The following is a 13348-nucleotide window of genomic DNA, read 5'->3' as shown; positions in this document are numbered from 1 at the left end:
CCTATAATTATATTATTTAATTTATTTTTGTTTATGAGTATTTGGAGAGTTTTATTGTCGATTTTTTTTCCGCCACTGGCAGTTTTAGATAAAGGATGCGGATCTATCATAATCGTACTTTTATTAACCTTATGTGGATGGGTTCCTGGTGTAATAGCAGCATTAGTAATCATTAATAATCCCAATAAATAATTTTTAAATCAATTTCTTGAAATTGAAAAAACTAAATGTATGAAAAAAGTTTCCTTGTTAGCACAAACATTTTTGATGGCAATTCTGTTAGTAGGATGCCAGTTTTCTGAAGATATACATATCAACGAAGATGGAAGCGGAAAAATATCTTTTAATTTTGATGGTTCCGAAATCATGCAAATAGCAGGTGACAAAGTAACTGAAGGCGCAGAAAAAGAAAAAGTCATTGACTCTACATTGATTTTTAAAGATTTTCTGGAAGAAAAAAAGGATAGTATCGCTAAGTTATCGACAGAGGAGCAGGAAAAACTGAAGAAATTGGAGAATTTCAAGATGCATATGCTTATGAATCCTCAGTCCAAAGAAATGAAATTCGATTTGTACTCAGAATTCAAAAGAGTTGAAGAATTAGGAGATGTGTTCAATAGTTTTAAGACTGCTTCTACTATTGGTAATCAGAATAAAATCACTCCTCCTGGCGATCCTACAGTTAGTTCTGAAGGAGAAGATCCAACGAGAGTACTCTATACATATGATAAAAGTACGTTTAAAAGAGTTACAGAAATTTTAGATAAAGAAAAATTAAAAAAAGGTTTAGATAGTTTGGAACAAATGAAGATGTTTTTGGCTAGTTCTAAATATAAAATCAATTATCACTTTCCGAAGAAAATAAAAAAGATATCGGCAGAAAAAGCGATGTTTAGTCAAGACGGAAAAAGCTTTACACTAGAAGTAGGTTTCTTAGAGTATATGGAAGATCCTACCGTATTGGATGTAGAGGTGGAGTTAGAAAAATAAAAAAGAGACGATCTAATTTGAGATCGTCTCTTTGTATTATCTTCTAGTACCTTTAGAATATTATAAAACTTCCTTTTGGATAAGTTTTATAGCCATTTCGCGAACTGTATTATTTCGTTTATCACTACTTAATGATCCTAAGCCGTGATCTAATAATCCTTGTTCTTCCTTAAGATCATATATTTTAAAAGTTGCCTTATTGTATGAACCTACAGGAACTTTCTTTGTGTTAAGAATAAATAGGTATTCTCCATTTACAGTCCCAGACTCATAAATACCATGACCAATTAAAACAGAATCAGCCGCGGGATCACCTTGGTAAATGTCAAATTTCATTTGATTGACCATACTTTTATTAAGTTGGCTGATGGCATTCTTAGCAGCGTAAGATTTTACAAAAATATTAGTATCGTCAAAATCTCTTTCTACTTTATGTCCTTTTCCAGTTAATAGTTCCTTTTCCTCGTCTAGTCTTTCTAAGATCCAAGTAGGTCTTTTGGGGGTTTGAGAAGCTATTTCTTTAGTTTTTGAAGGATCAAAACCGTTCACAGAAAATATTCCAACTTCTAAAGCATATTGTATAACACGTTTTTCTGACAACCAATAATTTTTTTTATTGATAATAATAGTATCAGTTATTTGATCCCCATAATAAGCACGGAAAGGGAATGTTTTGTCAGAACCGAAAAGTAAAGATGATTGTAGCATCTCTTGTGCTTTAAAAATCGGCTTTTTTTCAAGATCGCTTATTTGATAATATTTAGCATTATCTCCTTTTACTTTTTCTATGTGCGCTACTTTTACTTTGTCAATGAAAACTTCTCCTTTTTTAACTTTTACTTTTTGCGCAGAAGCAAAGGCGGTAATAAATAAACAGACTAAGATTAACTGTACTTTTTTCATTTTGAAGGCTTTTGGTTTTTGTGAAGCCGCAAATATAGCATAAAAAAAATACGTTCATTTTTAATGTTTTTCGAGAGTTTACAAGGTGTAATACAATCATAACTTACTATTTTTAATCTCGTATCTTTGTAACGATGAATAAGAAGATAGAAATACAAGAATTGGGTTTAAAAGATTTTAAAGAAACCTGGGAGTATCAAGAAGTGCTTTTTAAAGGAATTTTGGATACAAAAATCAAGAATAGAAGAGAAAATGCTAATCTGGATACTCATAACTATTTTCTTTTCGTAGAACATCCACACGTATATACGTTAGGAAAAAGCGGTGATATTAGCAATTTATTATTGAATGAAGAGCAACTTAAACAAAAAGGAGCTACTTTTTATAAAATCAATCGTGGAGGCGATATTACCTATCACGGACCAGGGCAAATAGTAGGATATCCTATTCTGGATTTGGATAATTTCTTCACCGATATTCATAAATACCTTCGTTTCCTAGAAGAAATGGTGGTACTTACTTTAGCAGAATATGGAATTAAAGGAGTAAGAAGCGATGGCGAAACAGGAGTTTGGCTAGATGTAGGCACGCCATTTGCTCGTAAAATCTGTGCTATGGGTGTAAGAGCTAGTAGATGGGTCACTATGCATGGTTTTGCATTTAATGTGAATGCGGATCTAGGGTATTTTGATAATATTATTCCGTGTGGAATTAATGATAAAGCGGTCACTTCGTTAAATGTAGAATTAGGAGTAGAAAAAGTAGATGTCTCTGAAGTGAAAGAAAAATTATTGAAACATTTTACAAAGCTGTTCGAAGCTGAAATGATACAACAAAAAGCCGAAGTATAAGTTACTTCGGCTTTTTTTGACTAAAAACTAAACAAATCAAATAACTCGGGGTTAATTTATTTTATATCCTTCGAACCAGCTGCCACTACCATCTATTCTAACACCATTAGGGCCAAAGTTTCTTAAGGAAACAAATACTTCTTGCCCGGTATTTAGGAAGTAAATACCACTAACATCTGTTTTTACATCATCGCCATCAACTATTTGAGTAAAATCAATACCTGTGTCCACATTAAAACTAATTCTAAAGAAAGAAGAGGTAACTGTATTAGATTGTCTTACTACGGCATGTAAATAGTAATATCCACTTTCTGGTGCAACAAATCTTTTTGTTGTAGTATTAAAAGCATTTCTGGTATCATACGTTTTGATATCCCAAATGTCAGTTTCAATAGTTGTATTGGCATCTAGGTCTTTTACCGCAAAACCATTTCCTCTAACTTTAAAAATAACTGGCGCAGAGGTAGCTGTGGCGTTGTCTACATAGGTTTTTACAGCTCTTTCAGTAGGAATTGCATTATCACTATTATTAGCAAAGGTTTCGTCTGTAGAGATTTCATTAACCGAGGTTCCGTTTTCTAGTTTTAAATCCCCATTTACATCTAACTTAGCAGTAGGAGTTCTATCAATACCTACATTACCACTATTCATATTCTGGATATCATCACCATTAGAAAACCATCTGGTATCTCCAGAAGTAATTGCATAAGGTACTGCCATTAATTCATTGGTGCCGATTTCTGCTCCATTTAGTGATACGGTTACGTAAGAAGCAACAATGCCCCACTGAAGCGTGTCAAAGTCACCAGTTACAGGAACTCCGTCTCCGATTAATAATCCAAATACCCCATTAGCATTGGTAGTAATTGCGTGGTTCTCTACATAACTTGCTGCCACATTTGGTGCTCCAAATTTTAAAGCAATTTGTATGTTAATGGACTCATCGACAAGAATATCTCCACCAGCACTTCTAGCTACTCCTTGGTAATTGATAAAGTTTTTTTGTACCGATTGTGCTGATAATAATGTGCTAAATAATAATGCACTGAATATTAGAAAATTTGTTATTATTTTTTTCATGATTTTAAATTTTATAAAGTGAGGTTATCTTTTAATTATTTTAAATGTTTTGTTATCGTTGGTCGAAGGAATCGAAAGCCTTAGTAAATAGACTCCTTTTGATAATGATCTAATATCAATTCGTTTATCAACTAGGGAAGTGTCTATTTTTTGATTCATTATTTCCTGACCGTTGAGGTTAAATAAAGAAATAGTGTAACTTTTACTATCCGGAATCCTGATCGAAAAGAAGTCCAATACGGGATTGGGATATATGGTGATTGCACTATTACTAAATTGAAATTCTTCTGTAGAGAGTACGTTTAGAGAAGCTATTCCAGACCAAAACCCTTGATCTATGGATTCTGAATTGGTAATAGTTCCAATAAATGTTTCACCAATAGTAAAAGCTATTGTATAAGATGCATTGCTATTGATGCCACCAGCATTAGCGATGACACTCGTGTCAATCGATTGGGATTGACTGGTAATAGCAAAACATAGTAGCATAAAAGTGTATATGATTTTCATAATACTGTTTTTGGATTTATGGTTTTTAATGAAAAAAGATTCGCGATATTTTGATATTTTAGAATATCAAAGTAGCTCAGAGAGCCTGTATTAAAGACGGTTTTTTAATTTCTAAAAAGATCATTGATTCCTGATCCGCTAATTGCCAATTGATTATTAGTTAGATCAGAATCGTTATTTTGATCATTATGATCTTTTACTATAGAAAAAGTAATAGAAGTGGTTTCTAAGTCAATAGTCCCCGCTGATGCGATGTCATCATAGCTATCGCAAGAGAAGAATAAAGTTGTAATGCATAATACAGATAAAATTTTTAAAGTTTTCATGATATTTTAATTACGTTGTTTCACATTAGTGAGACGTATAATCAAAAAGTCAACATGTATTGAATATTAATAGGAGTTTAATATTGGTCTTATATAGAATTAGGATGTACAATCAATCTGTCAGGTTGAGGCTCTTGATAAAAATTTTATCTAGCGTAGGAATTTGACGTTCCAAAGCAGGCTTTGAAATCTTTTTCATCAGTATAAGATTTGTTTTGTGTTAAAAAATCTTGAAGCCTTGGAAAGATTTTAGCAAAGCAAATTTGGTTTTGTCGAAGACAAAAATACCTTACGACATAGCGTAAACTGTGGGCGAGATGAAGCAATGGAACGCCTTTTCTTTTGTTTCGTTTTCTTTGGCCGAGCAAAGAAAATGAAAAAGGATGAATCAAAGGTTAGTTTTTAAGTACTTGGCAAATAGTTGATTAAAAAACATGTTAATGATAGCGGAGTCGAGACCTATCCAACTAACTAAAAAAATAACCTTTCGACTTCGCTCAAGGTGACTGAAAAAAAAGATTTAATTTATTTGATAAATCAAAATGCTATTCTCTTCTCCTTGAACTGCAAACTCTAGATTAGGATCTTTATCCATATTACCAAGACTGATCACAGAGTTTCCATATACAGGGAAATTTGGGAATAATTCTGCATTGCTATCATACAAGTACACTTTTTTAGACTGTATGTCCGTAATGGCAACATAGATTTTATTATTAATATAAAATATTTGAGGCTTAGTGTAAACTCCAAAATCAAGTTCTAAAGTTTTCTCTTTAATAGATAACTTATTTTCAGAGAAGGTAACCAATGTTTTATTAGTAGCAACCATCGCACTGTTTTCATTCAGTTCTTTATCTACTAACGATACAGCACCATCAGATTGTACCTGAACAAGTTTTCCATCTTTAGAAAGAGACGTAAACTTATTTTGATATTGCTCCCATGAATTTTTAGAGAAATCTATATGCTGCTTTACTTGTACTCTTGTTCTTCCTAAACGATCTAAGATGTTTAATTTTCCACTTTCTTCTGTTATGAGAATGTAATCCTTGCTTCCAATTCGAATATGCTTAGGCGATAGTAGAATATTGGTTTCGGTTCCTTTAAAACCAAAACCGGTAACTACTTTGCCTTCACTATCAAACATAGTTACTTCATTACCTTGTGTAACAAGAATACGATAGCGTTTGTTTTTATCGTAGTCAAATAACGACAACGGCTGTGTAATTGATTTTTCGAATTTTTTAGGATAAGAAGTTACATCGTTACCATCTCTATCAACTAGATACAATGTGTTTTGTGTATTAAATAAGAGCTGGTACCTGCCGTTTTTATAAATGTCGATTTGCTGGATGTTACCCATAATTTCACCATTAATTTGTTTTTTCCAAAAAATGGTTCCTTTATCAGAAACTAAATAGAGATTATTGTCTGCATCCTGTACAGCAATATCCATTCCTTTAGTTCTGTGGTTTTTTACCAATATAGGTCTGTTTAGTACTTTGTTTTCTAAAGTGGTAGAAGCAGTTTGGGTTACTGAGGTAGCAGATCCTTTACTTATGTTTTTCTGGAAAACCCCATGAATATGGGCAAAGTTACTCTCTTTTATCACCTGTAAAGCTGCTATTTGATATCCATTAGTTTTAGCGTCGTTCCATTGCTTTTGTTTAGACTCTTCTACGTTACTAGTAATATAATCCTTAAGGTGTTTAATAGAACCAACCATAAGTATTGACGATTCGTCTGATAGTTTTTCTAAAGTGTTGGAGTAGTAACCCTGTTCTTGTAATACAGTTTTGTTAAGGATGTTTGCTATAATGGTTTGTAATCCATTTTTAGTAGGCGATAGTATGATATGATCTTCATAAACAAAATAAAATTTAGCTTCGAATTCAGGAATTAAAGGTTTTAATAATCCGGAAAAAGTAGTAGTTTCTTCGTAGCTAAAAATATCAATATTCCTGTAGGATCCAGAAGCCGATCCTGCTAATTGTTCTAGCGTGTTTTCCGGAGCCAAAGAGGTTAAGCTTAATATCTTCTCATCTTCCAAGAAAATCATTCCAATTTCAGAAACTCCTGATAACATTTCATCAAGGTCATCAGGTATGTTTTCTATTTCTCGATCCTGAGCTAAAGCCAGGTTTTTCTTTAAGGTATAAAAATCATCATAAGTAAAAGACACAAAACCATCAGCCGTTACAGGAGTAATTTTGGCAATCTTATTTTCTTGGGCAACAGTATTATCAAAAATACCAATGGTTGTAGATAGTGAATCTTTTTCTATGGCAATACCATCAATATACATTGCATTTTGTTCAAGCTTAGCATCGACAGAAATCCATCCACTGAAATTCGATAATTCAGATAAATCTTTATTGGGTAAGATGGAATTATGAATATCTTTTAATTGTTTTCCATTTAATAAAACAGAAATTGGATTTTTTATATCAGAAACATCATATGCTTTTATAAGATCTTCGCTTACAGCGATCTTGTTTTCTTGTTGTCGAATTGCGTTTTCAATCAATATCTGAGAGGAAGAAGCAATTAATAAACTATCTTGTTTGGTAGCGTAAAAAGTATCATTGCCAGACACTACTTTATGAATAGTTTTATTCGAATAGCTTATGTTTTCTATAGTTTTTTGATGTAAAGAATCTTTATGGATAATAGAAGGGTCAAATTTTGAAATATAAGTATACTCAAAATCATTTTTGCCAATAGGAGAAAAACAAAGCAATCCTTTAGATTGGTTAATCTGATCTAATATCGGAAGCTTTTTGAAGTACGTAAAAAAATCTATTTCACTGTTTTTTTTCAAAAAATCATTATCCCTTAGCATATTTCTGGTTTGCTCCAGATCATTGATCTTCAGTATTACCTGAGCATCCTTAGGAATATAATCAATAAGCGTGTTTGGTTTTTCGGTAGTTGTGTTACAGGCTAAAACAATTGTGGAAATTAGAATTACAACTATTTTTTTCATGTGTTTGTTTTCCTTTTTATTCTTGGTTTTATAAAAGCAATCATTTATTATTTAAAATAACTCACTTCTTAACAATATTATTTTTCAAAAACCTTCTTGGTTAGGCAAATTACTTTTTGCTACAACAGTAGTTTTTTTAAAAGCCTCTTAGAGGCCAAAGATAATTATTTGAAATCTAGTGCGAGCTGTTCCGGCAATAATCTAAAACTTTTCCTGTGATATTTAGTAATTCCATATTTTCGTATGGCATCCCGATGCTCTGCAGTAGGGTATCCTTTGTTTTTTTTCCAGTTATACATCGGAAATTCTTCGTGAATCTTTTCCATGTATTCATCACGATAAGTTTTTGCTAAAACAGATGCAGCAGCAATATTCATATACTTTCCATCACCCTTAATAACGCAAGTATAAGGGATATTATGATATGGTTTAAACCTATTTCCATCTACAGATATGTGTTCTGGTTGAGGTTTTAATTGTGCTATCGATTGTTGCATTCCTAGTATAGATGCATTTAAAATATTGATTTTATCAATCTCTTCCATGTAAATATGTGTAACACCATAGGTAATACAACAGTCTTCTAATAGTGGACGTAGTGTTTTTCTTTTCGCTTCGCTAAGTTGTTTAGAATCGTTTAAGATATCATTGCCGAAGTCATCAGGAAGTATAATAGCCGCCGCAGTTACAGGACCTGCTAGACAACCACGACCAGCCTCATCAGTGCCGCATTCGATGAGATCAGGTTTTAATTTTAATTCAAGCATGCTACGAAGATAATGTATGAACAGAACATCAGAAAACTATTTTTGAGAATCAATAAAAAAAGGTATGTCAATTATAAATTTGAAACACAATTAGTATTAGTGCTAAAACGGGCAATTCATACCAGTAACTTTCGTTAAAAAAGTATATTTTTGCCAACAGTTTATTATATAGATGAAAAAGAACTTAGTATTTATAATTATACTTCTTATTGGATCACTAGCAGTTGCTCAGGAAGGAAATGAAGAAGAGATTGGTGGTGCAACAACTCCCAGAGAGAGACCGGAGCTTGGTAAAAACACAAGGCCAAGTGGCAAAAAGAGAAAGAGTAAGCCACCTATTACTGATTACAAAATTATAGATTTAAAAAATGACACTACTTTTGTAGATACTACATTAACTATCCAAAGAGACTATAATTTCAATTATCTCCGACGAGATGATTTTGGATTACAACCCATAAATAATGTTGGGCAAACGTATAATAGTCTTACCAAAGTTGAAGAGAGGGATCATTTATTGCCACTTTTCGGAGCTAGAGCAAGACATTTTAACTTTATGGAAGCGGAAGATATCAAGTATTATAATGTTCCTACACCACTAAGTGAGTTGTATTTCAAGACTACTTTTGAACAAGGACAGCAGCTAGATGCATTTTTTACAGTAAATACCTCTCCTAGACTGAATCTTTCTATAGCATATAAAGGGAATAGATCATTAGGAAAATATCAACATGCATTAACAAGTACAGGTAATTTTAGAGCTACAGCTAATTACCAAACTAAAAATGATCGGTATAAAATAAAAACACATTTTGTTTCACAGGATTTACTAAATGAAGAAAATGGAGGTTTGTCTGCAACAGGACTTAACCAATATCTTAATAATACAGAAGAGTTTAATGAGCCAGCTGATTTTGCTGATAGAGGAGCAATCGAAGTTAATTTTGAGAACGCAGAAAATATATTGCTTGGTAAAAGATTTTACCTTAATCATAGATATGCTATAATTAAGAAAACAGATAGTAGTGCTGCAGACATGTCCATTGGACACATACTTGATATCACAGATAAATCATTCCAGTTTGATCAAGCCGCTGCTAATGATCTTTTTGGTGAGTCTTATGAGTCTACAGAAGCCTTATTTGATAAAGTGGCATTGGAGGATTTTAGTAACCAATTATTTCTAGATGTTACTAATGATTGGCTAGGTAATCTAAGAGTCAATTTGGGAACTTCTAATTATAATTATGGATATAACACCTTAGTGAGTCTAGATGATACTGCTAATACGACTATTACCAATAGAATTAAGGGAGATGTGTATTCTGTAGGAGGGTCATATCAAAAAAACTATAGAGGTTTTGAATTAGCAGCAAACGGTATGTCTATCGTATCAGGTGATTTTGATGGGAATTACTTAAATGCTTCAGCTGGATATCAACTTAACGATTATGGATTGCAATTAGGAATTAGTACAAAGTCTTCAGCGCCACACTATAATTTCTTGTTATATCAAAGTGATTATGTAGGATATAATTGGCAGAATTACAATAATACTGATCCCGAAAAAAACTTCAAAAATCTAGAAACACAAAAGATTCAGGCAAACATTAAAGTAAAGAACTTTACTAATTTAGAAGCTAGCTATACGACTACTGATAATTATACATACTTTACAAAAAATGCCGATTCTTTAACCGTACCAGAACAATTTGGCGGAAGTATAAATCTTCTTAAACTTAAGCTAACGCAGACTTTTAACTTTGGCTGGTTAGGCTTGGATAATACAATATTGTATCAAAATGTTGATGGTGCAACCAATACAGTTACTGATGGAGGTGTAACCAGAACGTATGAGGTTTATAATGTCCCAAATATTGTAACTAGAAATAGTTTGTATTATCAAGATCATTGGTTTAAGAAAGCGCTGTTTTTACAGGCAGGTGTTACTTTTAAGTATTATTCTGAGTATGATGCAGATGGGTATGATCCGGTATTGTCAGAATTTTATGTACAAAGTCCGGAAGAGATTGATTATTTTAATGATGTTGATAAGACAGATGCTGCTGGGGATACAACACAAACTTTTGGAGGGTTTCCTCAGTTTGATATCTTTTTCAACGCTAAAATTAGACAAACACGTATCTATTTTAAGGTGGAGAACTTTGGAGAAGCTTTTAGTCAGAACAACGAATTTTCTGCACCTGGATATGCGCCGCGTGATGCTGTGATCCGTTTCGGTCTTGTTTGGAATTTCTTCTTATAAAATTAGGGCACCCGAGCGGGCTATACGCTACAATTCCTCTCCGCTTATGGCGGATGCGGGATTTTCACTACTATCCCTGGTGCAATTTATGTTGCAGTCATTATAAGATACCATACATTTTTCAATGCGTCATCCAGATCAAAACCATGAAAATCCTTAGAGGCTTTTTGTAGTAAATAAATAGTAAGACGTATCTTTGGTATAGATCACTTTCTTTTTATAGCAAGCATATTATGAGTACTACCAAGAAGCGAAATATATCCGTTTTAGGTCCCGAAACTTTTACAGGGATCAAGTTGCAAGAACCCGCAGAATATGCTGCTGGACTTCCAGCAGTAAAGGTAGCGCTTACCCATGCGTTTAAAGAAATGGGTGTTGTAAAATCGGTAAGTGGTCTTTCACAAATGAACCAAAAAGAAGGGTTTGATTGCCCTGGTTGCGCTTGGCCAGATCCCGAAAAACCATCCAAACTTGGTGAATATTGCGAAAATGGAGCAAAAGCACTTGCAGAAGAAGCAACAAATAAAAAAGTAGATAGAGACTTTTTTGCTAAATACTCTGTAGAAGAACTCTCTAATTGGTCTGATTATCAAATTGGAAAAAGCGGAAGATTGATAGAGCCGATGGTTTTAAAACCAGATAGTATTCATTATGAACCAATATCCTGGGAGAAAGCATATGAATTAGTAGCGGAGAAATTAAAAGAACTAAGTACCCCGGATGAAGGAATATTTTATACTTCCGGAAGATCCAGTAATGAGGCAGCTTTTTTGTATGGCTTGTTCGTAAGAGCTTTTGGGACTAATAACATGCCAGATTGTTCTAATATGTGTCACGAATCTAGCGGAGTTGCATTAAACGAGACTTTAGGAATAGGAAAAGGTTCTGTAAAATTAGAGGATTTTGATCAGGCAGAAATAGTAATGGTGATTGGTCAAAATCCAGGAACAAACCACCCCAGAATGTTATCAGCTTTGCAGAAATGTAAAGAAAACGGTGGGAAAATCATTAGTATCAATCCTTTAGAGGAAGCAGGATTAATAAGATTTAAAAATCCTCAGGAGATTAAAGGAGTATTTGCTTCAGGAACCTCCTTAACAGATATACACCTTCAGGTAAAAATAAATCAAGATGTTTCTTTATTAAAAGTGATTCAAAAAAAACTAGCAACTTTAGATCAAGAAAATAAAGATGTGTTTGATCATCAATTTATCACAACATATACCAATGGCTATGATAAGTTATTAAAAGATCTGGAAAAATATTCTGAAAAAGAATTAATAGAATTGTGTGGAGTAGAAGAATCTATAATTAATGAGGTTGTTCAATTATTAGCAAGAAAAACTAAGATCATTATTTGTTGGGCGATGGGGTTGACGCAACATAAAAATGGCGTTCATAATATAAAGGAGTGTGTTAATCTGTTATTACTCAAAGGGAGTTTAGGCAAACCAGGTGCAGGAACCTGCCCTGTTAGAGGACACAGTAATGTACAAGGAGATCGAACTGTTGGGATTATGCATCACGTTTCATCAACACTTAATGAATCCATTAAAAAAACTTTTGGTTTCACTCCCCCTGATAAAGAAGGTTTAGATACAGTACATGCTATAGAAGCTATGAATAAAGGTAATGCAAAAGTTTTTATAGCTCTTGGAGGTAATTTTTTATCTGCTGCATCTGATACAGAATTTACAGCAGAAGCATTACAGAATTGTGAACTTACAGTTAATATTAGCACTAAATTAAACAGAACGCACTTAGTTGCTGGTAAGACTAGTTTAATACTACCAACATTAGGACGCTCAGAATTAGATCAGAAAGACGGAAATCCAAGATACTTTACAGTAGAAAATAGTATGGGCAAAGTACATCAGTCTAAAGGGATGCTTAAACCAGCTTCGGACAACCTAATTAGCGAACCTGAAATAATAGGAGGGATTGCAGATGCGTATTTTAATGAAGGACATCCAGTACAATGGAAACAACTTAGTGAAGATTATAAGTTGATTCGAAAAAAAATAGAAGAAGTAATCAAAGGATTCGATAATCTAAATGTCAGATCAAAAGGTTCGGGTTTCTATTTGCCTAATAATGTAAGGAATTTAGACTTCAGCAAACTACCAGAAGGCAAAGCACAATTTAGTTGTTGTGATTTACCAGAGCATACTCTAAAAGAAGATGAATTATTATTAATGACAATTCGTTCACATGATCAATTTAATACAACTATTTACGGGTTAGATGATCGTTATCGTGGAATTTATAATGAGCGACGCATTGTTTTAATGAATGTTCTTGATATGAATAAACGTAAACTAAAAAAGTTTGATGTTATCAATATGGTGAGTCGATATGATGATAAAGAAAGGAAAGCGTCTAACTTCATAGTAGTTCCTTATAATATACCACAAGGAAATATAGCAGCATACTTTCCTGAAACCAATGTCTTGGTTCCCTATAATCATTATGCAGATAAAAGTAATACGCCAATTAGTAAGTCTATTATCGTTAAGATAGAAGTCTCTTTATAATAATCATGTATTGATTTTATATTTTTTTTATTGTGTAAAGTATATGTTTTTAGGTTGTTATAAAAAGATTAAAAATTTCTTTAAAAAAAGTATTGTTGAAAAGAAAAAGGGTTGTATGTTTGCACCCGCAAA

11 protein-coding genes are annotated in these 13348 nt (G+C 32.9%); 5 read left to right on the top strand and 6 right to left on the bottom strand.

Annotation, left to right across the window (positions count from 1 at the left end):
• Nucleotides 1–33: 33 nt before the first annotated feature.
• Together Q0829_RS14775 and Q0829_RS14770 are read left to right on the top strand one after the other, a co-directional pair.
• Nucleotides 34–192 carry a YqaE/Pmp3 family membrane protein gene (locus tag Q0829_RS14775; RefSeq protein WP_081415682.1) on the top strand — a complete coding sequence of 53 codons (159 nt, stop codon included), beginning with the start codon at nucleotides 34–36 and terminating at the stop codon, nucleotides 190–192.
• Between the two features lie 39 nt (nucleotides 193–231).
• The gene (locus Q0829_RS14770; protein WP_298544426.1) at nucleotides 232–990 is read left to right on the top strand and encodes a hypothetical protein; all 759 of its coding nucleotides are present in this window, start codon (nucleotides 232–234) and stop codon (nucleotides 988–990) included.
• Between the two features lie 60 nt (nucleotides 991–1050).
• On the opposite strand, the gene Q0829_RS14765 is transcribed toward Q0829_RS14770, so the two are convergent.
• On the bottom strand, nucleotides 1051–1893 hold the full coding sequence (locus Q0829_RS14765) for a hypothetical protein (RefSeq protein ID WP_298544424.1): 843 nt from the start codon (nucleotides 1891–1893) through the stop codon (nucleotides 1051–1053).
• Nucleotides 1894–2027: 134 nt separating this feature from the next.
• On the opposite strand from Q0829_RS14765, the gene lipB reads away from it, so the two are divergent.
• Nucleotides 2028–2744: a lipoyl(octanoyl) transferase LipB gene (gene lipB, locus Q0829_RS14760; RefSeq protein WP_298544421.1), complete on the top strand. Its 717-nt coding sequence runs from the start codon at nucleotides 2028–2030 to the stop codon at nucleotides 2742–2744.
• Nucleotides 2745–2795: 51 nt separating this feature from the next.
• Here lipB and Q0829_RS14755 read toward each other — a convergent pair whose 3' ends face one another.
• The 5 genes from Q0829_RS14755 to Q0829_RS14735 form a co-directional block, all read right to left on the bottom strand.
• Nucleotides 2796–3824 (bottom strand): hypothetical protein, encoded by a 1029-nt coding sequence (locus Q0829_RS14755; RefSeq protein WP_298544419.1) that lies wholly within the window; start codon nucleotides 3822–3824, stop codon nucleotides 2796–2798.
• A gap of 24 nt (nucleotides 3825–3848) precedes the next feature.
• Nucleotides 3849–4334: a T9SS type A sorting domain-containing protein gene (locus tag Q0829_RS14750; RefSeq protein WP_298544416.1), complete on the bottom strand. Its 486-nt coding sequence runs from the start codon at nucleotides 4332–4334 to the stop codon at nucleotides 3849–3851.
• A gap of 104 nt (nucleotides 4335–4438) precedes the next feature.
• The gene (locus Q0829_RS14745; RefSeq protein WP_298544414.1) at nucleotides 4439–4660 is read right to left on the bottom strand and encodes a hypothetical protein; all 222 of its coding nucleotides are present in this window, start codon (nucleotides 4658–4660) and stop codon (nucleotides 4439–4441) included.
• 520 nt (nucleotides 4661–5180) lie between these two features.
• Nucleotides 5181–7649, bottom strand: a complete 2469-nt coding sequence (locus Q0829_RS14740; RefSeq protein ID WP_298544413.1) for a ribonuclease HII — start codon at nucleotides 7647–7649, stop codon at nucleotides 5181–5183.
• 164 nt (nucleotides 7650–7813) lie between these two features.
• Entirely contained in the window at nucleotides 7814–8416 is a 603-nt protein-coding gene (locus tag Q0829_RS14735; RefSeq protein ID WP_298544411.1) for a ribonuclease HII, read from the bottom strand.
• Between the two features lie 172 nt (nucleotides 8417–8588).
• On the opposite strand from Q0829_RS14735, the gene Q0829_RS14730 reads away from it, so the two are divergent.
• Together Q0829_RS14730 and Q0829_RS14725 are read left to right on the top strand one after the other, a co-directional pair.
• Complete coding sequence (locus tag Q0829_RS14730) at nucleotides 8589–10682, top strand: putative porin (RefSeq protein WP_298544409.1); 2094 nt, start codon at nucleotides 8589–8591, stop codon at nucleotides 10680–10682.
• 233 nt (nucleotides 10683–10915) lie between these two features.
• Nucleotides 10916–13216 carry an FdhF/YdeP family oxidoreductase gene (locus tag Q0829_RS14725; protein ID WP_298544407.1) on the top strand — a complete coding sequence of 767 codons (2301 nt, stop codon included), beginning with the start codon at nucleotides 10916–10918 and terminating at the stop codon, nucleotides 13214–13216.
• Nucleotides 13217–13348: the final 132 nt, after the last annotated feature.

It is taken from the genome of uncultured Aquimarina sp. (genome assembly GCF_947492405.1).
Classification (GTDB): Bacteria; Bacteroidota; Bacteroidia; order Flavobacteriales; family Flavobacteriaceae; genus Aquimarina.
The sequence above is the reverse complement of the archived record's forward strand: the minus strand, read 5'-3'. Positions and strand labels throughout refer to the sequence as shown.

Coding starts and splice junctions, on each gene's coding strand:
- Q0829_RS14775 (WP_081415682.1), top strand. CDS start 34: ATGAGTATTTGGAGAGTTTTATTGTCGATTTTTTTTCCGCCACTGGCA.
- Q0829_RS14770 (WP_298544426.1), top strand. CDS start 232: ATGAAAAAAGTTTCCTTGTTAGCACAAACATTTTTGATGGCAATTCTG.
- Q0829_RS14765 (WP_298544424.1), bottom strand. CDS start 1,893: ATGAAAAAAGTACAGTTAATCTTAGTCTGTTTATTTATTACCGCCTTT.
- lipB (WP_298544421.1), top strand. CDS start 2,028: ATGAATAAGAAGATAGAAATACAAGAATTGGGTTTAAAAGATTTTAAA.
- Q0829_RS14755 (WP_298544419.1), bottom strand. CDS start 3,824: ATGAAAAAAATAATAACAAATTTTCTAATATTCAGTGCATTATTATTT.
- Q0829_RS14750 (WP_298544416.1), bottom strand. CDS start 4,334: ATGAAAATCATATACACTTTTATGCTACTATGTTTTGCTATTACCAGT.
- Q0829_RS14745 (WP_298544414.1), bottom strand. CDS start 4,660: ATGAAAACTTTAAAAATTTTATCTGTATTATGCATTACAACTTTATTC.
- Q0829_RS14740 (WP_298544413.1), bottom strand. CDS start 7,649: ATGAAAAAAATAGTTGTAATTCTAATTTCCACAATTGTTTTAGCCTGT.
- Q0829_RS14735 (WP_298544411.1), bottom strand. CDS start 8,416: ATGCTTGAATTAAAATTAAAACCTGATCTCATCGAATGCGGCACTGAT.
- Q0829_RS14730 (WP_298544409.1), top strand. CDS start 8,589: ATGAAAAAGAACTTAGTATTTATAATTATACTTCTTATTGGATCACTA.
- Q0829_RS14725 (WP_298544407.1), top strand. CDS start 10,916: ATGAGTACTACCAAGAAGCGAAATATATCCGTTTTAGGTCCCGAAACT.